The sequence below is a fragment of the Streptomyces sp. NPDC005805 genome, assembly GCF_040630445.1.
Classification (GTDB): domain Bacteria; phylum Actinomycetota; class Actinomycetes; order Streptomycetales; family Streptomycetaceae; genus Streptomyces.
In genome coordinates, this window is the sequence record NZ_JBEXXN010000048.1 from 34,928 (window position 1) to 55,035 (window position 20,108).

Genomic DNA, 20,108 nt, shown 5'->3' on the forward strand with positions numbered 1-20,108 from the left:
GCCCGCTCCATGTGGGCCGCCCACGTGTGGGCCGCACCCACAGGCTCCGTCCGCCTCAGTCGTCGATGCCCTCGGCCGCGCGCTTCTCGCGGAGTTCCTTGATCGCGCGGCGGCGTGCCAGCCGGTGCGTGCGCCGGATCTGCGCCTCCTGGTAGCGGCGGCGGTCCCGCTCCGTCTCCGGTACCACCGGCGGCACCACCCGCGGCTTCCCGTCCGCGTCGACCGCCGCGAAGACCAGGTACGCGGAGCCCACCTGCGTCGCCGGCGTCGACTCGTTCCAGCGCTCCGCCATGACGCGGACGCCGACCTCCATCGAGGACCGGCCCGTCCAGTTGACCTGCGCCTTCACATGCACCAGGTCACCGACCCTGACCGGCTCCAGGAACACCATCTCGTCCATGGAGGCCGTGACCGCCGGCCCGCCGGAGTGGCGGCCCGCCACGGCGCCCGCCGCGTCGTCGACCAGTTTCATGATCACGCCACCGTGCACCGTGCCCAGGAGGTTGGTGTCGCTGCCGGTCATGATGTGGCTGAGGGTGGTGCGGGACGCCGAGGTCGGCTTGCCCGGAATCTCGCTCTCCGGGCGGGGGGCCTGATCTGTCATGCCCTCCACCTTATGCCGGTCCGCGACCACCGCCGTCCGGGCCGTCCGGGACCTTCGTCCCACCCGGCGCGGGACCCCCGTTCCGGGACAACGGGACCCCCGTTCCAGGACAAAAGGGCCGCATTGCATCAGCTTCGCTACAGGCCCGGTGTGATTTACCACCCGGCCTGTCCCGGTGGGTGGCGCCACCGGCACACTGTTCCGCATGAGTGACTGGCATGGAGGCAACTCCCGCGGTGACGCCGCGGGCGGGGGCGGATGGTCGAACGGCGGCGACGGCCGCGGCTACGGACACGGCAGCGCCGGGCAGCCCGAGAGCGCCCGCGTGATGCGCCACGTCCAGCGCCCCTCCACCCCCCAGCGGGGCTCCGTGCCGCCGCAGCAGCGCGGGTACGACCAGGGCGGCGGCCAGGGGTACGCCGAGCCCGGGTACGACAGCGGCTACAACACCGGCCAGGTCTACGGCAGCCCGCCCGGCGGCGGGCGGGTGCCACCGCAGGGCGGCGACCCGTACGGCCGCCCGGCCCCGGCTCCGGACTGGCGGCGCCGCATCAAGATCGGCGCGATCGTCGCTCTCGTCGCGGTGCTCGGCACCACCATCGGCACGTACTTCTGGGCGGACGGCAAGGTCCGCCGCGAGGTCGACCTGTCCAAGGTCATCGAGCGGCCCGAGGAAGGCGACTGCACCACGTATCTGATCGTCGGCTCGGACAGCCGTGAGGGCATGTCCGCCGAGGAGAAGAAGCGGCTGCGCACCGGCTCGGCCGAGGGCAAGCGCACCGACTCCATGATGATCCTCGCCAAGTGCGGCAGCGGGAACACGATGATCTCCCTCCCGCGCGACTCCGACGTCGAGATACCGACCTTCGTGGGCTCGGAGTCCGGCAAGACCTTCCCCGGCACCGGCAGACGCGTGAAGCTCAACGCGGCGTACGCGGAGGACGGTCCGGAGCTGCTGGTCCGCACCGTCGAGCACAACACCGGTCTGCGGATCGACCACTACGCCGAGATCGGCTTCGCGGGGTTCGCGAACATCGTCGACGCGCTCGGCGGTGTGGAGATGAACATCGAGAAGGGCTTCAAGGACAAGAAGTCCGGCGCCGACTTCAAGGCCGGCACCCAGACCCTCGACGGCGAGCAGGCCCTCGCGTTCGTCCGCACCCGGTACGCGTTCGCGGGCAGCGACCTGGACCGCACCAAGAACCAGCAGAAGTTCCTCTCCACGCTGGCGAACCAGGCGGCGACGCCCGGCACGATCCTCAACCCCTTCAAGCTCTACCCGACCCTCGGCGCGGGCCTGGACACCCTGATCGTCGACAAGGACATGTCCCTGTGGGACCTGGGGTCGATGTTCTTCGCGATGAAGGGCGTCAGCGGCGGCGACGGGAAGTCGATGAACATCCCGATCTCCGGCAGCCGCGGCGGCAACCTCGTCTGGGACAAGGCGAAGGTGCAGCAGCTCGTGAAGCAGATCCAGAACGACGAGAAGGTCACCGTCACCAGCCAGTGACGGCGCACGGCGAGGGCCTGTACCGCACATCGCGGTACGGGCCCTCGCCGTGTCCGGCCGGCTCCGGACGGCCGACTGCGGTACGGCCCGGAAACGTCTGCGCTCCGGACCCCGGTCTGCGGCAGGATCGGTCCATGCCGAACGAAAGCGAGCCGAGCCAACCGGGCGACTCCGCCATCGAGTTGAGCCAGGACGAACTCCGCGAGATCGCGGGCTTCGCGGCCGCGTGCGCTCGCGCGGTGCTGCCGGTCTTCGAACAGGACCGCCCCGAGGACCCGCGTCCGCGCGAAGCCCTCGACGCGGCGGGGCTGTTCGCCCGGGGCGGCCGGCGCACCGCGGCGCTGCGGCAGAGCGCGTGGGCCGCCTACCGGGCCGCGCGGGAGGCCGCGTCGCCCGCCGCGGCCGAGGCGGCACGCGCGGCGAGCCATGCGGCCGGGGCCGCGTTCCTGCACCCCCGGGCCAGCGCCCACCAGGTGAAGCATGTCCTCGGCGCGGCGGCGCACGCGGCGCTCGTCGCGGAGCTGCTGTCCGGCGGGGACGAGGCCGCCGCCGCGACGGTCCTGGAACGGGCGCACCGCGACGCGCCCCCGGCCGTCGCCACCGTCCTCGGTCGGCTGCCCGCCGCGCCGCCCGGGGGCGGGCGCATCGGCGAACTCGTCCGCGCGCTGGACGCGGCGCTCCGCGCCTGAGCCGGGCCCCCGCCGGCGCGTCTAGGCTCCGAACGGGTTGGCGTGGCCCGGGAGTTGCTGCCCGGGGCGCAGGAAGCGGGTGCGGCCGTGCTCGTCGGTGACGGCGGTGAACCCGGCGGCCGTCAGCCGCTCGGCGATGCGCTGCCTGCGCACCCCGCCCAGCCGGAACGCGCCGAACAGGAACCCGGCCAGGGCCGCGCCGCCGAGCAGCGCGCCGAGCCAGTGGCCGAGCACCAGCAGCATCAGGACGAACACCCCGACGCAGGCGTACGCGAAGACCTGCTGTCCCTTGGCGGCCGCCCCGGCCATCACGTCGAACCCGATCCGGTCCTTGATCCGGGCGACGGCCTCCGCGGCCTCGTCGGTCGGCTTGAGCGTCCCCGGCCGCAGTCCGGGCGCGGCCCCGCCCGTCCCCGCCTCGGGATACGCCGCGATCGTCGCCGCCTCCCGCGCCCGCGCCTCGGGCCGGGGGTCGCGGTACATGCGCGCCACGAGGATCTCCTTGCGCGCCCCCTCGCGCCACGCCTCGCCGTACTCGAAGCCGTACTGCTCGACGAGGTACACCTGCGCGGCCACCCGCCCGGTGACGGAGTGCTCGTGCCGGATGTCGACGGTCTCCTGCGTGGCGATCTGCCGCAGCAGGGCAGCGATCCGCCTGTCGGAAGCGCCCATGGTTCTTCTCCCACCCCTGAGAACGTTGTGCCGCGCACAACGGCGGCAGCGCAGCATATGCCGCCACCCGCCACCCACCCCCGGAGGGGTCCGCTCCGCTCCGGGGCCGGTTCAGCGCGCGGCCGCGTGCGCCACGAAGCCCGCCCACGCGGCGGGTGCGAACCCGCGCGCCCACGGCCGGTGATCGGGTCAGTCTCCCTTCAGCGGTTGATCCGCACCGTCGTACACCTGACCGCTGACGTCGTTCGGAGTGCCGCCGCGCTCGGCGGGCTGCCCGGTCAGCCCGTCTCGGACCAGTGACTCCGCCTTCGCGGCGTCCAGCCGCGGCTCTTCGAGGTCCAGTTGCTCCGGCCCGAGGGCGACGTCCACCTGTGAGACGGTGCCGACACGGCTCACCTGCACGTCCAGCATCCTGGGCATGAGGACACCGTCGTCGACCCACCGCCAGCTGGTGATCCACCCGAGCTCCGCCTTTCCACCCACCGGATAGGGAGGTGACGCGTTCGGCAAGGAAGCGCTTCAGGTACTTCTGAAACGAGCCGAGGACGACAGGCACCGCCTGGTCGTGATTCTGGCCGGGTACCCGGGCGAGATCGGCGAGCTCCTGTCCGTGAACCCCCGGGCTGGCGTCCCGCTTCCACACACGAGTGGACTCCCGCCTACTCGTCGGACGAATTGGTGCTCATCGCCCAGTCCTTCCTGGACTCACAGGGGGACGCCCTCGCCGACGACGCTGCCGTGGCGCTGCGTGCGGCGTGCGAGGCCGCCGTCGCCGGCGGGTCGATCGACCGGCTCGGCAACGGCCGCTTCGCGCGCGAACTCGTCCGGAAGGCCGCTGCGGCCCGTGATCTACGGATCTACGAGCTGCACGGCAGTTCGGGAGTTCCGTCGCAGGACGAACTCGTGACCGTGGGCGTCGGTGACGTCATGGACGCCTACCAGGAGCTCGACGAGGGCGTCGCACCGGACTTGTGACCGAGCCGGCCGTCGCTCCGTGGCCGGTCGGACCGGGTCGTGGACCTCCGCGACCCGGTGTTCCGCGACGCGGGGGCCTGGGACGCAAAGAGATCAAAGAACTCTTGAAAGAACCGGGAAACCACCCCACCCGACCCCACCCGTTCACCACCTGAACCCCCGTCACCCTCCCGGGTGACTTTGCCCAATCGGACTGGATTTCGGGCGGGTTGGCGGGCATATGCTCGCCGCGGCAACCCCAGACATGCGTCGGCCCCCGGCCGGGACTCGCAATCCCGATCGAGGGCCTGACCACCGAGGAAGTTCGGAGCTTCCCGGTGGATACCCAGCAGATTAGCGCGCCCTCGCGCGCCTCGTCCCGCGTTCCCGCCCGTGTCACCGCCTTCGGCGTGATCCACGTCCACGCGATCCACACCCACCGCTTCACCATCGTCGGCAACCACCTCGCCCAGCACGGGCAGTTGTCCCTGACCGCGATCGGGCTCGCCGTGCACATCCAGTCCCTGCCGGACGGGGCCAAAGTCGGCATCAAGGTCCTCGCCGACCGCTTCCCCGAAAGCGAGGACCGCATCGCCCGCGCCCTGCGCGAACTGGAGGACCACCACTACCTGGCACGCACCCGGGAACGACTCCCGTCCGGCAGGGTCGTCACCCGCACGATCTCGTACAACCACCCGGACGCGGTCGCGGACGTGCCCGTGCCGTGCGCGGAACCGGTGCCGACGCCCCCGCCGACCTGCCCCGAGCCAGAACCGGAGCCGGTGACCGCACCCCCGGAGCCGGTGACCGCACCCCCGGGGCCGGAGCCCGCACCCGCGGAGCCCGCACAAACGCGCCCACCGCTGCCTCGCCCGCAAGTCCACGACGTGGACCGCCATCGGATCGCCACCGACCTCCTCGCGGAGCTGCGCGCCCACGATCCGCGACTGCTCCTGGCGGAGTCCGACATCCACCGCCTCGCCCCCGCCGCCGTCGCCTGGCTCGAACGCGAGGTCACCCCCGACGCCGTACGCTCCGCCCTCACCACCGACCTGCCCCACCCCCTGAAACGACCCGCCGGCCTCCTCGCCCACCGCCTCACCGCACTCCTCCCACCGCCACTCCCCGCCCTCCCCGCACCCCCGGACAAACCCCACCCACTCGTCGACTGCACCGGCACCTGCAACCGCGCCTTCCGCGCCCCCGAACCCGGCCTCTGCCGCGACTGCAGACACCAAACCCACGCCGAGACCCGGGCCCACGCCGAGACCCACCCCAAGGCCGAGGCCGCCTGACCAGCCCACCCCACCGAACAGCATCGAACAGCGGAGGAATCGTGACCGACGACTTCGAGGCCGCCCGCGCCCATCAACGCGCCAAGGTCTACGACGAGCTCGTCGACCTCGTCCCCCGGCTCCAGTTGTTGATGCGCCTGAAGAACGGCGCCGACCCGCATGTCGGCTCGGCGATGCACGCCGTCCGCTTCGCCGTCACCATGCTCTGGCCCACCACCCCGGACTCCCCGCCGCCCGGGTACCGCCATGACAGCGAATACCTGCTCGGGCTCGCCGGCCAGTGGCGCGAAGCAGCCCTGGGCCTCGGGGAGTTCGCCGCCGAACCGACCCCGGCGCCCGCTCTGCGCCTGGTCGGTGACCCGCCGCCCCACTGACTACAGTGGCCACTCGGCAGCGCGGAACTGTTCAGCAACGGCGGGGGCGACGAGCGTGACACAAGGACGACAAGGACGACAGCGGCTGCTGATCGCGGCAGCCCTCCTGATACCGGTCGCCCTGGTGACCGGCTGCCAGGGCGGCGACGGGGCCGCGCTCAGTCTGAGCGGGCTGACCGAGACCGCCGACGGGATGCCCGACGACGGGGCGGACACCTGTCCGCTCCCCTACGACGTGGCCGAGGCCGCGGAGGCCGCCGGACTGGACGGGGCGGCGGCCGGGACCGGCTCCGTGGCGGACGAGGGCGAGCCCGTCGCCACGGCCGAGGGCGGCAAGCGGGCCGAGCCCGGGTCGGGGCTGGCCGAGAACCCGGGTGTCCTGGTGAGCTGCTCCTTCCACATCGGCAAGGAGGACGTGGAGGTGCACACCGTCGCCACGCGCTCGCCGGCCGCCATCGCCCCGCTGGCGCCGGTGGTCCAGAGCCTTTCCGGAGCGCCCCTGGACGACCTGAGCACGTATCTGCAACGGGCCGGCGACGCCAAGGCCGGGGACGTGGTGGTCACCGACAGCGGCAATGTGGCCGCGGTACGGCTGGCGCTCGACGGTGACGGCGACGCCTACCTCCTGGTAGGCGTCGGTGAGGCGGGGGACGGCGCGCCCGACCGCACGCGGCAGGTCGCCGGCCTCGCCGAGGCCCTCGCCGGACAGGTGGGTTGACGGCTCACCGATGAGTTCCGGTGCCGCCCGTCGTCTACCCCTCGACACGATGAACCGGACCACACCGCCCCCGGAGGCACCCCATGAGGAAGATCGTCGCGCAGCTGTTCATCTCGGTCGACGGCGTCGTCGAGGACCCGCACGAGTGGCACTTCCCCTACTTCAGCGACGAGATGGGCGCGGCCGTGGACGCGGTGCTCGGGCAGGCGGACACCCTGCTGCTCGGCCGGGTCACCTATGACAGCTTCGCGGGCGCCTGGCCGGAGCGGGAGGCGGCCGGGGGCGAGGACGCGCCGTTCGCGAAGAAGCTCGGGGACGCGCGGAAGATCGTGGTCTCCAAGCGGACCCTCGACTTCACCTGGCGCAACTCCGAGCAGTTGCAGGGGGACTTCGAGGACGCGGTCCGCGCGCTGAAGAGCGAGCCGGGCGACGACCGGATCGCGGTCAGCGGTTCCGTGTCGGTGGTGCGCTCCCTGCTCGCCGCGGGGCTGCTCGACGAGCTGAACCTGCTGGTGCACCCGATCGCGGTGCGCAAGGGTGAGCGCCTCTTCGACGAGGGCGACACCCCGGTGCCGCTGAAGCTGCTCTCCGCGGAGACCTTCGGCAGCGGGGTGCTCAACCTGGTCTACGGGCCCGAGCCGGCCGCCGCCCCGGAGGCCGGTTACGAGGACGCGAAGGCGCATCTGCCGCGGTCCTGACGGGAGTTCCGGGGCCGGTGTCGGCCAACGCCGTGAGGCGTCACACCCGGGCGGAGGCCTCCGGGGGCGCGGCCCCGCCCGGCCCGTCGTCGGCCCCGCCCGCCCCGAGGGCCTTCTCCTCCGCGTCCGCCAGCCAGAACAGCACGGGCGGCAGGGCGAGTTCGAGCGCCGTGAGGGCGATCTGGAACCAGTGCGGCCACCCGTGCACCGCGAGGGACAGCAGGCGCCCGACGGCCCCGAGCAGGAAGACCGCCGTCAGCCAGCGGACCGCCGACGCGGGGATCGGCGAGCGGCGGGCGGCCAGGATCCACGCCAGGCCGTACCCGGCGAAGATCGCGCCGAAGAAGCGGCCGAGGCTGTCGACGGTGGCGCCCGCGTCCTGCGCCCCCGGGATCGACGCGTTGCCGAGCACCACATGGACCAGGCCGATCGCCAGACAGGCGTACCCCATCAGGAGCGCGAGTCCCCGCAGTGCCTTCGTTCTGGACATGGCCGACCGTCCCTCCGGTTGCGGGCCGCGCGCCGCCGTCGCGGCGGCGCCCCGTTAGTAGACGAGTGTCAACCAGCGTAGCCCCTGCTGGTAGACAGCTGTCAATTAGGATGACGTCGTGCCACGTCAGCGCCTCTCCCCCGACCAGCGCCGCGCCCAGCTCCTCGATGTCGCAGCCGAGCTGTTCGCCGCGCGCCCCTACGACGAGGTCACGATGGAGGAGGTCGCCGAACGGGCGGGCGTCTCCCGCGCGCTGCTCTACCGGCACTTCCCGGGCAAGCGGGAGCTCTTCGCCGCGCTCTACCGGGAGGTGGCCGCGCAGCTGCTCGCCCAGAGCCGGGTCGATCCGGCGCAGACCCTGGTCGAGCAGCTCACGGAGGGACTGGACGCGCACATCCGCTACTTCGCGGCGAACCGCAACACGGTCCTGGCCGCGAACCGGGTCCTGGCGGGCGACCGGCTGATCCAGACGATCATCACCGACGAACTGGACGCGCTGCGCGAACGGCTGCTCGGCGTCCTGCCGGTGACGGACGCGCGTGACCGGGCGGCGGTCTCGGGCGTGCTGAAGAGCTGGCTGGTGTTCGTGCAGGTGCTGTGCGTGGACTGGCTGGTGGACGAGACCTGCACGGCGGAGGAGCTGCGGGACGTCTGCATCGGCGCGGTCATCGGCGCCGTCCGCCCCCTCCTGCCCGAGGACCCGGCCCCGGACTGGCCCCGCCGGTGCGCCGGCGCAGCCGCCCGCGAACCGCGCGGCACCTGAGCCGCGCCTTGCCCCGGCCCCGGGCTCAGCGGCCCGACTGGAGGGCGGTCCAGGTCGCCGCGCCGGCCACGCCGTCCGGGGTCAGGCCGCGGGCCGACTGGTAGTCGCGGACCGCCTGTTCGGTGCCCGGGCCGAAGAGGCCGTCCGGGGAGACGGTCCGGGACAGGGCCGCCGTCAGGGCCCGCTGGAGGCGCTGGACGGCCTCGCCGGAGGCGCCCTGGCGGAGCACCGGGCGGGAGCCCGCCGAGAGGAGGGCCGTCCAGGTGCGCGCGCCGACCACGCCGTCCGCGGTCAGCCCCTTCACCGTCTGGAACGAGCGGACCGCGGCCGCCGTCCCGGAGCCGAAGGCACCGTCCACCGCGCCCGCGGCGTGGCCCTGGACGTTCAGCAGCCACTGCGCGGCCCGGACCTGATCGCCCGTCGACCCGGTGCGCAGGGTGGCGTACGAGGGGAAGCCGAGCTGCACAGCGCCGCCCGTGCCCCCGCGCACCAGCTCCATGTAGCGGTTCCAGTCCCAGTGCGGGCCGGGGTCGGTGTGGTCGTTGCCCGGGACCTCGGCGTGGCCCACGATGTGCGCCCGGTCCTTGGGGATGCCGTAGCGGTCGGCGATCGCGCGGGTGAGGGCCGCGGAGGAGCGGTACATCACGTCGGTGAACCACGCGGGCTGGTCGACGAACCCCTCGTGCTCGATGCCGACGGAGTACGGATTGCCGCTGCGCGCGTGCCAGGCGGTGTCCTTCTCCCGGACCGTCTGCGTCACCTGCCCGTCCGAGGAACGGACCACATAGTGCGCGCTGACCTGGGAGGCCGGGTTCTGGAACCAGCTGATGGCGCCGGCGTACGAGCCCTGGGTGACATGCACGACGACCGCGGTGATCGCGGAGGTGCGCCCGGCCTTGTAGTTGGCGGTGCTGGCCGGCACCCACAGGGCGGACGGGTAGTCGGGCCCGGCCGCGAGCGGTGCCGCGTCGGCGTGGGACCCACGGTCCGGCTGGACGGCCGACGGCCGGACGGTGACGGCGGAGCCGTCCTCGGCGCGGGCGTCGACGCCCTGGGCGAGCAGGTCGTAGACGCCGTCGGCGTAGAAGCGCGCGGTACGCGGGTCGCCGGCGCCGCCGTAGCGTGCCACCGCCTCGTACCACTCCCCGGGCCGCGCGCGTTCCGCGGCGGTGAGCCCGGCCTCGTCGGCGCGGGCGCGCAGGACGGCGGCGCCGCCGCGGATGTTGGCCGCGGTGTCCCGGCGCAGGGTCCCGGCGGGGACGCCGGTGAGCTCGGACGCCTCGCGCAGGGTCCGCTGGCGCGGGTTGTCCACCAGGTGCATCACGCCGTAGCCGCGGTCCTGACTGGGCTGCCCGCCATGCCCGTCGAGCCGGCTCTCGCCGTAGCCCACGGCGACCAGCACGTCCCTCGGGACGCCGAACTCGGCGGCGGCCTCCGTGAAGGCGGCCGCCACGGTGGGGGCGGGGGACGTGGTGGGCGCGGGAGGCGCGGGGCGTGCCTGGGCGGTGGGTGCGAGGGCCGTCAGGGTGAGGCCGAGGACGGCGGTGAGGACCGCCGGGATGTGCCGAGCGGGTGTCGCATGGTGTCTCACGGAGCCTCCGTGGGGCGGGAGTTGGAGCGACAGGACCGTTCGCGCCGGGCGGCGCCCGACCACTGAACCGGCCCGCGCAACCCCCGTCAACCACGCCACGCGCACCCCACTCGTCTCATGTGTCGCAGGGGTGGGGTCACCCGTCCCGTACGCCGCCCGCCCCTGCGCCGCAGGGGAGGCAACCGGCCGGCCGGGGCCCCGCCCCCTCGCACGCGTACGGCCCCCGGCATCACGCCGGGGGCCGTGCGGAGACGCGTGCGGGCGCGTTACGGCGGGTGCGCGCCATGACGATGCGCTGGACCTGGTTGGTGCCCTCGCAGATCCGGGTCCTTAAGGTCACACGGCACTGACCTGCGCGGACGCCCCTCCCTGGAGTGGCCTCCCCAGCATTTCCCCATGATCGCCAGTAGTCCGCCCAGGTAGGCGCCGCACCAGAGGCGCCACCACACGCCGCGCGACAGACGAGCGGGCTCGTGGCAGGTTACGCGGTTTCCTGTTCCATCAACCGTGATCGCTTGACCCGCGCGCCCTGGCCTCGGGAGCATCAATCCAGACGCGAGGTACTGACAGCACGGGAGAGGGGAACCCGGACCATGAAAGTCACCAAGCTGGTCAGCACGTGCGACATCACGGACTGCCCGACGATCTACGCGACGGATCGTGGCACGCTCTTGGTTCAGGGGGAGACTCCGACCGACCACGGGCTTCAGATTCCCGCTCACGAAACCCTCGTCGAGATCCCGATGGAACTGATCCAGAAGGCTATCCGTGACAACCTCATCTAGGACCCTCGGCGACCTCTTCGACACGTTCCGGCGTGAGGCGTTCCGGCTCGAAACCCTCGATGACTACAGCAAGTCGGGGAACGTCGATGCCTACCACGCGTTCCTGGCCGGGGAACCACAGCCGGACGACTACAACGCGGGCTGGGTGGAAGAGCTCCGCTCGCACACCGGAAAAGGGAAACGAGTCCACCGGGTTCACATTCTGCGCCGCCCGCTCACGGAATATCTCAGGTTCGAACTCGGGTGGGGATACCAGAAGAACATGTCCGGGGGTGAGGAGTTCTTCATTCTCGACATCACCGACAGGCCGAACCCCCTGGAGAACGTACCTGACTTCTGGCTCTTCGACTCCGAGTCCGTGGCCGTGATGGCCTACGACGGCACCGGAAAGTACCTGGGCTCGGAAGTCCTGCCACCGGAACGAACGGCGGAATTCGCCGGGCACCGTGACGCGGCACTCGCCCACGCGAAGCCGTTCACTGAATGGTGGGCCAAGCACGGGGCGTGAACAGGGCACAGTTGGGGGCCGCGCTGCGGGCACTGCGTCAGGCGTCCGGGAAGGAGGCCAAAGCAGTCGCCCGTGGCGCCCTCATGTCTCCGTCCAAGCTCTCCAAGATCGAGAATGCGAAGCTCGCGCCCCGCGCGACGGACGTTGAGCGCATCCTGATCGCCATCGGGGTGTCCGAGGAGATCAAGGCCGAGTACACCGATGCCGCTCGGACGGCCGGCACGGAGACGACTGAATGGCGGCTGTTGAAACGGGTTGGTGTCCACAAGGGCCAGCAGGAGGTCAAAGCTCTTGAAGCCCAGATGTCAGCGCTGCGGATGTTCCAACCGGCTCTGGTTCCGGGCCTGCTCCAGACTCCCGAGTACATTCGAGCCGTTCTGCAACGTCATAACCTGAGTGAAGACACCCTCAACCGCACTATCAACGGACGATTGGAACGCCAAGCAATCCTCTACGACAGCACGAAGTCATTGCGGTTCATCATCACAGAACCCGTTCTGCGGTGGCGGCTTGTTCCGCCGTCGATGATGGCTGCCCAGCTGGACCGGATTGTTTCGATGTCACGTCTGTCTCATATCGACATCCGAGTAGTCCCGTTGAGCGTTCAGCAGAATGACGTCGCGAACCACTCGTTCGCGATCCGGGACAACCGCATGGTCACCGTCGAGACGGTCCATGCCGAGGTGCTCGTCACTGATCCCAGGGACGTAGAGATCTACGCAGAGAAATTCCACGGGTTCGAACGCGTGGCACTGTCCGGCGACGACATGCGGGGCCTGCTCGAGGGTATCCGCGACGACTTCTTGCGCGAACAGGAAACAGGCTAGAGCTGCCTCCGTGGCCCGCCGAAGATGACGCCATGGAGAGTGAAGAGAGAACTTCCGATCCTGGTACCAACACGCCAGCACGGACGTGCCTGCCGGAGCCACCGCGCGAGCCGTCGCCCAAACCCGGTTGCGCTGACTGCCTGTCCATATCGGTAGCCCGCGAGAACGCCCGCTCCACGTTCGACTACAGCGCCGTATCCGACGACGTACGAATGCGCCAGCACCACGCAGAGGCCCACGCCTCATGAACAAGGGAACGGGCTCAAGGCTCTTCGCCGACCGCCCCCTGATGAGCATGCGTGTCTCTCGCGACTCAGGGCAGACCTGGGGGGCGGAGCAAGCCGTGGCCACGACGGACAATCTTCCGCCCCTGCTCACAAGCGCTTGGCCACCATGCGAGTGCTGGCGCTGCACGGAACGCGCTCAAGGTTCCGGACGCTGAAGTCTCTCCCTCTCCTCCCTTGAACTCCCGCCCGGAATAGGCGGCGGCGGTCAGCCATGGCCGCGATTAGTTGATCAGGAAGGTGCAGTAATGCTGAACGGAACCGACCTGTACGCGCTCGATATCGACAGGGCCTCGTTCGTGAAGGCGTGCGGAGGCCCCTGCACCGAGGGGTGCGTGACCCTCGCCCGGATCGACGACGACGCCTGGGCCCTCGGCGACAGCAAGCGGCCGGACGCGCAGCCGCTGCGCTTCACCACGGAGGAACTGGACGCGGCCGGGATCGATCCGGCGCGGTTCGGCCTCAACGTCTGATCCTCCCTCTCCGTCAGCCGGGCCGGGTCCGTCCCCCCGTCCTTGGGCCCGTGCCCGGCTGGCACTTCTCGAAACGGGAACGACACGTGCACCATCACGGCTATCTGTGGACCGGCCCGAAAGAGCGCTTCGACAACGAGGCCCTACGGCGGCCCCCGCATCCCGATCCGCCCCCGGTCGGAAGCAAGCCAGAACTGATCCAGCGGTATCGGGAGGTCGCGGAGGAGTTCCCGAACGTCGACCTACCGCCCCTCGAAACGGCGTACTGGCTCATCAAGCCCCGTTCCTTAGTTCATGGCACGTGGGAAGAGGCGAAGGAGGCGGCGTCATGGCTCGGGGAGCAGTTGGCCGAGAACGCACACCGGTTCGCCTCCGAGCGGGACCGCGACACCACCCGTCTGTCCATGCTCGTCAACTCCGCTGCCGAGCGGCTGGACTCGGGGGCTGATGTGTCGCTCGGCTTCTACCTCGAACGCCCCTCGTATCTGTCTCTGGCTGCGGTGACGTGTTCCCCGAATCGCTTGAAGCCCGAACTGGCCTGCCCTCTCACGTAGTCGAAGCAACAAAGATGCCCCGGCCAGTGGCCGGGGCTGTTCCTTTGGTTGGTTGGAGCAGCGCGCGGAAGGGGGTTGGAGTCCGCGAGCGGTTCCGAGCGCTGCGGTTCCGGCGCGGGCTCGGGGCCCGCTGCGGTTCGGGGCGGTAGGCGTCCAGGCGGACGACCTTGGTCTCGGAGCACTCGGACGCTGCCAGGCAGGCCGAGACCCTGAGTGTCTGCTCTGCCGTCCGCTCAATGAACACCGCCTGTCCCTCGGGCAGGGACTCACCCAAGATGCGGGCGTAGCGGCGCACGATCCGCCAGCAGCACGGACGTACTCAGGAAGCACTGCCACTACATCTTCGAAGGGGCCGAGCACCGCGGTCGGGCAGCCATCGCAACCATGCTGACGCCCGGCGCCGACGACCCCACGGAGGCGTCAGAGGTCGCCTGATCCACGTACGACAACAGCCCCCGGCAATCACGCCGGGGGCTGTGTTGTTTGTGCTGGTCAGTGGCCCTTCTGAGCCTGTCGGTCGCAGGATTCCCCAAGTATGACGCCCATGAATGCCTCCGATCGGGGCGCAACGGGCGGGAAGCCGAGAGCCTTCCTCGGGGCCGCGAAAATAGCCTCTGACCTGCGAAAACCCTGCTAGGGAAGGTTCCTGGCCATGACGATCCGCTGAACCTGATTCGTACCTTCGTAAATCTGCGTGATCTTGGCGTCGCGCATCATGCGCTCGACCGGGTAGTCGCGGGTGTAGCCGTAGCCGCCCAGGAGCTGGACCGCGTCCGTGGTGACCTCCATGGCCACGTCGGAGGCGAAGCACTTGGCGGCGGCGCCCTGGAAGGTGAGGTCGGCGTCGCCGCGCTCGGACTTGGCCGCGGCCGCGTACGTGAGCTGGCGGGCGGCCTCGATCTTCATGGCCATGTCGGCGAGCATGAACTGGATGCCCTGGAAGTCCGCGATCGGCTTGCCGAACTGCTTGCGCTCCTGGACATAGCCCTTGGCGTAGTCGAGGGCGCCCTGCGCGATGCCGAGGGCCTGGGCCGCGATGGTGATGCGGGTGTGGTCCAGGGTCTTCATCGCGGTGGCGAAGCCCGTGCCCTCCTCGCCGATCATGCGGTCGGCCGGGATGCGGACGTTGTCGAGGTAGACCTCGCGGGTCGGGGAGCCCTTGATGCCGAGCTTCTTCTCCGGGGCGCCGAAGGACACGCCCTCGTCGCCCTTCTCGACGACGAAGGCCGAGATGCCCTTGGAGCGCTTGGTCGGGTCGGTGACGGCCATCACCGTGTAGTACTCGGAGACGCCGGCGTTGGTGATCCAGCGCTTCACGCCGTTGAGGACCCAGGAGTCCCCGTCGCGCACGGCCTTGGTCTTCATGCCGGCCGCGTCCGAGCCCGCGTCCGGCTCGGAGAGGCAGTACGAGAACATGCCGTCGCCCTTGGCAAGGGGCGCCATGTACTTCGCCTTCAGCTCCTCGGAGCCGGAGAGGATCACCGGGAGCGAGCCGAGCTTGTTGACCGCGGGGATCAGGGAGGAGGACGCGCAGACCCGGGCGACCTCCTCGATCACGATGACGGTCGCCAGCGCGTCGGCGCCCGCGCCGCCGTAGGACTCCGGTACGTGCACGGCGTGCAGGTCGGAGGAGACGAGGGCGTCCAGCGCCTCCTGCGGGAAGCGGGCCTCCTCGTCCACCGCGGCGGCGAAGGGCGCGATCTTCGCCTCGGCCAGGGAGCGGACCGACTCGCGGAGCATGTCGTGCTCTTCGGACGGGCGGTACAGGTCGAAGTCGGCCGATCCTGCCAAGGTGTCTCACTCCCCAAGATGCTAACTACCGTTAAGTAACCCAATTTTAGACGGGCCGCGGGGCCGGGGCATAGGTGAGTTTGGCGACAGCCCCGGTCAGGCCCGGATTACGGGACCCCGTAAAGCACGGGACGGACCCGGCCCGGCGACGGACGGCCGCCCGTCGGGCCCCTCCCGCCGCGCGGTTATGCTCGGGCGCGCACGCCCGCCCGCATCAGTACTGGAGCACCGCATGGCCCTCAAGATCACCGTGATCGGCACCGGCTACCTGGGCGCCACCCACGCCGCCGCGATGGCCGAGCTCGGTTTCGAGGTGCTGGGGCTCGATGTCGTCCCCGAGAAGATCGAGCTGCTCTCCTCGGGCCGGGTGCCCATGTACGAGCCCGGCCTGGAGGAGCTGCTGCGGCGCCATGTCGCCGGGATCGAGGGCTCAACCGGCCGGCTGCGGTTCACCACCTCCTGGGAGGAGGTGGGCGCCTTCGGCGACGTCCACTTCGTGTGTGTGAACACCCCGCAGAAGCACGGCGAGTACGCCTGCGACATGAGCTTCGTGGACTCCGCCTTCGCCTCCCTCGCCCCGCACCTGGGCGGGCAGGCGCTGGTGGTCGGCAAGTCGACGGTGCCGGTGGGCAGCGCGGACCGGCTGGCGCGGCTCCTCGCGGAGCAGGCGCCGGGCGATGTGGAGCTGGCGTGGAACCCGGAGTTCCTGCGCGAGGGCTTCGCCGTGGACGACACCCTGCACCCGGACCGGATCGTGGTCGGCGTGCGCGGTGAGCGCGCCGAGAAGCTGCTGCGCGAGGTGTACGCGACCCCGATCGCGGAGGGCTCGCCGTTCGTGGTCACCGACTATCCGACGGCGGAGCTGGTGAAGACCGCCGCGAACTCCTTCCTCGCCACCAAGATCTCCTTCATCAACGCCATGGCCGAGGTCTGCGAGGCGGCCGGCGGCGACGTGGCCAAGCTGGCGGAGGCCATCGGGCACGACGACCGCATCGGGAAGAAGTTCCTGCGGGCGGGCGTCGGCTTCGGCGGCGGCTGCCTGCCCAAGGACATCCGGGCGTTCATGGCCCGCGCGGGCGAGCTGGGCGCGGACCAGGCGCTGACCTTCCTGCGCGAGGTCGACTCGATCAACATGCGCCGCCGGGGCCACATGGTGGAGCTGGCGCGCGAGGCGGTCGGCGGCGGCCCGTTCCTGGGCAAGCGCGTCGCGGTGCTGGGCGCGACCTTCAAGCCCGACTCGGACGACGTCCGGGACTCCCCGGCGCTCAACGTCGCGGGGCAGATCCAGCTCCAGGGCGGCCAGGTCACGGTCTACGACCCCAAGGGCATGGAGAACGCCCGCCGCCTCTTCCCGACCCTCGCCTACGCGGACACCGCCCTGGCGGCCGTACGCGGCGCGGACGTGGTGCTGCACCTGACCGAGTGGCGCGAGTTCCGCGAGCTGGACCCGGCGGAGCTGGGCGCCGCGGTCACCTCCCGCATCCTGCTGGACGGCCGCAACGCGCTGGACGCGGAGGCATGGCGCGCGGCGGGCTGGACCTACCGGGCGATGGGCCGCCCGCGGGCCTGAGGCACATCGCGCGCTGCGCCGCGCGAACGCAAGCCCGGCGCAAGCCGGGTGGACGCCACGGGCGGAAGCCACGCCCATGCGGGCACAAGCCACGCGGGCGGAAGCCCTGCAGGCGGAAGCCACGCCGCGCGGCCGGAAGCGGCCCGCGCACCGCGGAAGCCGCGCTGCGCGGGCACCAACCGCGTGGACGCCGCGCGCGGAAGCCGCGCCGCGCAGGCGGAAGCCGCGCCCGGCCGCGCTGAAGCGCGTCGGCCGTACTGAAGGGCCGGCCCCGGCCTCACGGGGCTTCGCCCCGCGCCGCGTCCCGCCGCGCCCGGGCCCGGTACGTGCGCATCTTGGTGCGGGCGCCGCAGACCGACATGGAGCACCAGCGGCGGCGGCCCGCCGGGCTGCGGTCGTAGTACGCCCACCGGCAGTCCTCGGCCTCGCACGCCTTGAGCCGGAGCCAGGTGCCGGCGGCCGTGCCCTCCGCGATCGCCAGGGCGACCCGGCCGCGCAGGGTGGGCGGCTCGGGGAGCCGGAGGGAAGCCTCGCCGGAGGGGCCGACGCTCACCCGGAGCGGGGCGTCGGCGAGCAGGGCGTCGAGGGTCCCGGACGTGCCGTGGCCGGCGTGGGCCAGGCAGGCGGCGCGCAGTGCCTCCCGCAGCGCGCGAGCCGCGTCGATCTCCTCGGCGCCCGCGTCCGCCAGGCCGAAGCGCGCACGGCCGGCGGCCGAGTCCAGGGTGTCCGCGCCGGTCTCGACGTCCAGCGTGTTGACCAGGGCCTCGACGAGCGCGAGGCCGCCGGGTGCGGATTCCCTGTCGTTCATGCTTGCGACGTTACCGCCTTTGCGGGAGCATGCAGTAACGGTTACCTGTTGAGGCCGAGTACCGGTAACGCGCTGACGCGGGTACTCGCCGAGTACGGGTAACGCCGAGCCGGGAGACCGGCAGACCGGAGGAGCAGTCATGAGCATCGCCAAGCTGGGGGCCGTCGTCCTGGACTGTCCCGACCCCGTCGCGCTGGGCCGCTTCTACGCGGAGCTGCTCGGGGGCGAGATCGAGGACGACGGCGACGGCTGGGTCGACCTCACGGGCGGGGCGGCGCCCCTCGCCTTCCAGGCCGCCCCGGGGTACACGCCCCCGAAGTGGCCGTCCGCCGAGCACTCGCAGCAGTTCCATCTGGACGTGACCGTGGACGACCTCGACGAGGCGGAGGCGCGGGTGCTGGCGCTGGGCGCGACCGCCCTCGACGCGGCCGACCACTCGCGCACCTTCCGGGTGTACGCGGACCCGGCCGGGCACCCGTTCTGCCTCTGCGCCTGCTGACGACGCAGGGGCCCGCCGCCCGCCCCGTCCCGTCCCGGGCCCGGCCTCAGCCGCCGAGCGCGTCGATCACGGCCCGGGAGGGCGCCGGGCGCCCCGCGGCCGTACGGGCGGCGAACTCCGTGCCGCGCAGCACCCGGAGCACGTTCGACCAGGTCAGCGCGGTGACCTCGGCCTCGCTCCAGCCGCGTTCCAGCAGCTCGGCGATCAGCCGGGGGAAGCCGGAGACGTCCCCGAGGCCGGGGCCGTGCGGCAGGCCCGTGTCGTACGCCCCGCTCAGCGCGACGGTCTCCGCCCCGGCCGCCGCGCGGACGCGGTCGAGCGCGTCCGCGACCTCGGCCGGGGTCCCGGTGCACGGGACCATGCAGACGCCGTGCCCGGCCCGCAGGGCGCGCAGCAGGTCCTCGTCCAGCGGCTCGGGGTGGTGGGAGACCAGCGCCGGAGCCCGGGTCACGGCGAGGACGCGGCGCACGGTCTGAGCCGGGCAGCCGGAGAGGTCGAGCAGGACGCCCAGGCGGTTCGCCTCGCGCACCACCTCGTGGCCGAAGGGCGTGAGGCCGCCGGGACCGCCGGCCCAGCGGCTGCCGGCCGGGGTGAGGGAGCGCACGCCGAGGGTGTGCAGGGCGCGCAGGGCGGCGAGCGAGTCACCGAGCGCGGGGCCGGGGGCGGGCCCGAGCAGGACGGCGGTCCGGCCCCGGTTGCGGGCGTCGACCACGTCGTCGGCCCGCACCGCGACGACCAGGCCCTCCGGGGCGCCGTGCACGGTGTCGCGGACGACGTCGATCAGGTCCAGCACCCCGGCCAGGTCCCCGGACCCGGCGGTCCCGGAGTCCGCGCCGGGCGGGTGGAGGCACCAGAACTGGGCGCCGACTCCCCCGCGCCGCAGCCGGGGGACGTCGGTCTCCAGCAGGCTCTCGCCCGCTTCGAGGTCATGGAAGTGCATGCTCCGCAGGACGGGGGCGAGCCCGCTGCGGCCGTCCACCACGGGGTGCTCCCGCAGCAGCTCCCGGGCCCGGGCGAGGGGGTCGGCGACGCCGGGCGGGGCATCGGGGCCGGGCTCCGGGTCGCAGGTGGTGGGCGCCAGGGGGTCCGGATACGCCAGGTCGGCGTCCAGGTCGGCGTCGAGGGCCGCCAGCGCGGCGAGGCCGTCGCCGTCACCGAGGCCCGGAACGTCGCGCCGGTCCGGGGCCTCGGCGCCGCCCGAGGGGTCGACGGTCGTCAGGGACGCGGACGACGCCGTGGGGGACGGGGCGGTGGACGTGGCGTCCTGCGGTTCTGCCATGGGGTGCTCCGGTTCGCCGGCCTGTGCCGTCGCCGCGGACCGCCCGGGAGGCCCGGGCCGGCGGCGGCAGGAGGTGCCCGGTGGATCAGGGCCGGACATGACGCGGCGTCTGGTGCGGTGGATCGCAAGGCGCCGGGATGCCTTCATAGCGGAGCTATTCAGGCATTGCGGCAACGCAGCGAGGGGCCGTGCCAGGCGTCGTGGCCCCGGCCAGGATCCGCCGGACGCCTCCCTACGCCAACCGTGGCACGGGGGCAGCGGCCGGTCGCGGCGGGGACGGCTCCCGGTGGGCCACCACTGCCCGCAGGACCAGGCCGCAGGTGTCCACCAGCAGGTGGCGCTTGCGGCCCCGCACCCGTTTGCCCGCGTCGT

23 protein-coding genes and 1 pseudogene are annotated in these 20,108 nt (G+C 72.0%); 15 read left to right on the plus strand and 9 right to left on the minus strand.

Annotated elements, in window-relative coordinates; genetic code table 11:
• Positions 1-55 precede the first annotated feature (55 nt).
• A complete protein-coding gene (locus ABZ457_RS23185) occupies positions 56-604 on the minus strand; it encodes an acyl-CoA thioesterase (RefSeq protein WP_359160237.1) in 549 nt (182 codons plus the stop codon).
• A 205-nt stretch (positions 605-809) separates the two neighbouring features.
• Between ABZ457_RS23185 and ABZ457_RS23190 the strand changes: the two genes are divergently transcribed.
• Positions 810-2,114 (plus strand): LCP family protein, encoded by a 1,305-nt coding sequence (locus ABZ457_RS23190; protein WP_359160240.1) that lies wholly within the window; start codon positions 810-812, stop codon positions 2,112-2,114.
• Positions 2,115-2,248: 134 nt separating this feature from the next.
• Positions 2,249-2,803 (plus strand): putative immunity protein, encoded by a 555-nt coding sequence (locus ABZ457_RS23195; RefSeq protein WP_359160243.1) that lies wholly within the window; start codon positions 2,249-2,251, stop codon positions 2,801-2,803.
• A gap of 21 nt (positions 2,804-2,824) precedes the next feature.
• On the opposite strand, the gene ABZ457_RS23200 is transcribed toward ABZ457_RS23195, so the two are convergent.
• Together ABZ457_RS23200 and ABZ457_RS23205 are read right to left on the minus strand one after the other, a co-directional pair.
• Positions 2,825-3,475: a hypothetical protein gene (locus tag ABZ457_RS23200; protein ID WP_359160246.1), complete on the minus strand. Its 651-nt coding sequence runs from the start codon at positions 3,473-3,475 to the stop codon at positions 2,825-2,827.
• Between the two features lie 189 nt (positions 3,476-3,664).
• Positions 3,665-3,895 carry a hypothetical protein gene (locus tag ABZ457_RS23205; RefSeq protein ID WP_359160248.1) on the minus strand — a complete coding sequence of 77 codons (231 nt, stop codon included), beginning with the start codon at positions 3,893-3,895 and terminating at the stop codon, positions 3,665-3,667.
• Between the two features lie 258 nt (positions 3,896-4,153).
• Here ABZ457_RS23205 and ABZ457_RS23210 point away from each other — a divergent pair, with 258 nt between their 5' ends.
• The 5 genes from ABZ457_RS23210 to ABZ457_RS23230 all read left to right on the plus strand — a co-directional run bounded on the left by ABZ457_RS23210 (position 4,154) and on the right by ABZ457_RS23230 (position 7,514).
• Entirely contained in the window at positions 4,154-4,450 is a 297-nt protein-coding gene (locus tag ABZ457_RS23210) for a hypothetical protein (protein WP_359160251.1), read from the plus strand.
• A gap of 317 nt (positions 4,451-4,767) precedes the next feature.
• Complete coding sequence (locus tag ABZ457_RS23215) at positions 4,768-5,724, plus strand: helix-turn-helix domain-containing protein (protein ID WP_359160253.1); 957 nt, start codon at positions 4,768-4,770, stop codon at positions 5,722-5,724.
• Positions 5,725-5,765: 41 nt separating this feature from the next.
• On the plus strand, positions 5,766-6,098 hold the full coding sequence (locus ABZ457_RS23220) for a hypothetical protein (protein ID WP_359160256.1): 333 nt from the start codon (positions 5,766-5,768) through the stop codon (positions 6,096-6,098).
• Between the two features lie 55 nt (positions 6,099-6,153).
• The gene (locus ABZ457_RS23225; RefSeq protein ID WP_359160258.1) at positions 6,154-6,816 is read left to right on the plus strand and encodes a hypothetical protein; all 663 of its coding nucleotides are present in this window, start codon (positions 6,154-6,156) and stop codon (positions 6,814-6,816) included.
• 83 nt (positions 6,817-6,899) lie between these two features.
• Positions 6,900-7,514, plus strand: coding sequence for a dihydrofolate reductase family protein (locus tag ABZ457_RS23230; protein WP_359160261.1), 615 nt, complete (start codon positions 6,900-6,902; stop codon positions 7,512-7,514).
• 40 nt (positions 7,515-7,554) lie between these two features.
• Here ABZ457_RS23230 and ABZ457_RS23235 read toward each other — a convergent pair whose 3' ends face one another.
• On the minus strand, positions 7,555-8,004 hold the full coding sequence (locus tag ABZ457_RS23235) for a DUF4345 domain-containing protein (RefSeq protein WP_359160264.1): 450 nt from the start codon (positions 8,002-8,004) through the stop codon (positions 7,555-7,557).
• A gap of 118 nt (positions 8,005-8,122) precedes the next feature.
• Here ABZ457_RS23235 and ABZ457_RS23240 point away from each other — a divergent pair, with 118 nt between their 5' ends.
• Positions 8,123-8,767 (plus strand): helix-turn-helix domain-containing protein, encoded by a 645-nt coding sequence (locus ABZ457_RS23240; RefSeq protein WP_359160267.1) that lies wholly within the window; start codon positions 8,123-8,125, stop codon positions 8,765-8,767.
• Between the two features lie 25 nt (positions 8,768-8,792).
• Here ABZ457_RS23240 and ABZ457_RS23245 read toward each other — a convergent pair whose 3' ends face one another.
• Positions 8,793-10,358: a peptidoglycan-binding protein gene (locus tag ABZ457_RS23245; RefSeq protein WP_359160270.1), complete on the minus strand. Its 1,566-nt coding sequence runs from the start codon at positions 10,356-10,358 to the stop codon at positions 8,793-8,795.
• Between the two features lie 593 nt (positions 10,359-10,951).
• Here ABZ457_RS23245 and ABZ457_RS23250 point away from each other — a divergent pair.
• From ABZ457_RS23250 to ABZ457_RS23270, 5 genes are all read left to right on the plus strand, one after another.
• Positions 10,952-11,143 (plus strand): hypothetical protein, encoded by a 192-nt coding sequence (locus ABZ457_RS23250; RefSeq protein WP_093723946.1) that lies wholly within the window; start codon positions 10,952-10,954, stop codon positions 11,141-11,143.
• A complete protein-coding gene (locus ABZ457_RS23255; RefSeq protein WP_359160274.1) occupies positions 11,127-11,651 on the plus strand; it encodes a DUF6879 family protein in 525 nt (174 codons plus the stop codon). The genes ABZ457_RS23250 and ABZ457_RS23255 overlap by 17 nt, the downstream gene beginning before the upstream one ends.
• The gene (locus ABZ457_RS23260; RefSeq protein WP_359160277.1) at positions 11,648-12,478 is read left to right on the plus strand and encodes a helix-turn-helix transcriptional regulator; all 831 of its coding nucleotides are present in this window, start codon (positions 11,648-11,650) and stop codon (positions 12,476-12,478) included. Before ABZ457_RS23255 ends, ABZ457_RS23260 begins: the two co-directional genes overlap by 4 nt.
• 532 nt (positions 12,479-13,010) lie before the next feature.
• Positions 13,011-13,235: a DUF397 domain-containing protein gene (locus ABZ457_RS23265; RefSeq protein WP_359160280.1), complete on the plus strand. Its 225-nt coding sequence runs from the start codon at positions 13,011-13,013 to the stop codon at positions 13,233-13,235.
• 86 nt (positions 13,236-13,321) lie between these two features.
• The gene (locus ABZ457_RS23270; protein WP_359160307.1) at positions 13,322-13,789 is read left to right on the plus strand and encodes a hypothetical protein; all 468 of its coding nucleotides are present in this window, start codon (positions 13,322-13,324) and stop codon (positions 13,787-13,789) included.
• Positions 13,790-14,422: 633 nt separating this feature from the next.
• Here ABZ457_RS23270 and ABZ457_RS23275 read toward each other — a convergent pair.
• The gene (locus tag ABZ457_RS23275; protein WP_359160283.1) at positions 14,423-15,580 is read right to left on the minus strand and encodes an acyl-CoA dehydrogenase; all 1,158 of its coding nucleotides are present in this window, start codon (positions 15,578-15,580) and stop codon (positions 14,423-14,425) included.
• Positions 15,581-15,812: 232 nt separating this feature from the next.
• Here ABZ457_RS23275 and ABZ457_RS23280 point away from each other — a divergent pair, with 232 nt between their 5' ends.
• A complete protein-coding gene (locus ABZ457_RS23280; protein WP_359160286.1) occupies positions 15,813-17,150 on the plus strand; it encodes a UDP-glucose/GDP-mannose dehydrogenase family protein in 1,338 nt (445 codons plus the stop codon).
• 277 nt (positions 17,151-17,427) lie between these two features.
• On the opposite strand, the gene ABZ457_RS23285 is transcribed toward ABZ457_RS23280, so the two are convergent.
• Positions 17,428-17,958, minus strand: a complete 531-nt coding sequence (locus ABZ457_RS23285; RefSeq protein WP_359160289.1) for a CGNR zinc finger domain-containing protein — start codon at positions 17,956-17,958, stop codon at positions 17,428-17,430.
• 139 nt (positions 17,959-18,097) lie between these two features.
• On the opposite strand from ABZ457_RS23285, the gene ABZ457_RS23290 reads away from it, so the two are divergent.
• Complete coding sequence (locus ABZ457_RS23290; RefSeq protein ID WP_359160292.1) at positions 18,098-18,457, plus strand: VOC family protein; 360 nt, start codon at positions 18,098-18,100, stop codon at positions 18,455-18,457.
• 46 nt (positions 18,458-18,503) lie between these two features.
• On the opposite strand, the gene ABZ457_RS23295 is transcribed toward ABZ457_RS23290, so the two are convergent.
• Together ABZ457_RS23295 and ABZ457_RS23300 are read right to left on the minus strand one after the other, a co-directional pair.
• Positions 18,504-19,736 carry a membrane dipeptidase gene (locus tag ABZ457_RS23295; RefSeq protein ID WP_359160295.1) on the minus strand — a complete coding sequence of 411 codons (1,233 nt, stop codon included), beginning with the start codon at positions 19,734-19,736 and terminating at the stop codon, positions 18,504-18,506.
• Between the two features lie 292 nt (positions 19,737-20,028).
• Positions 20,029-20,108, minus strand: a pseudogene (locus tag ABZ457_RS23300) (IS5/IS1182 family transposase); the annotation flags it as partial.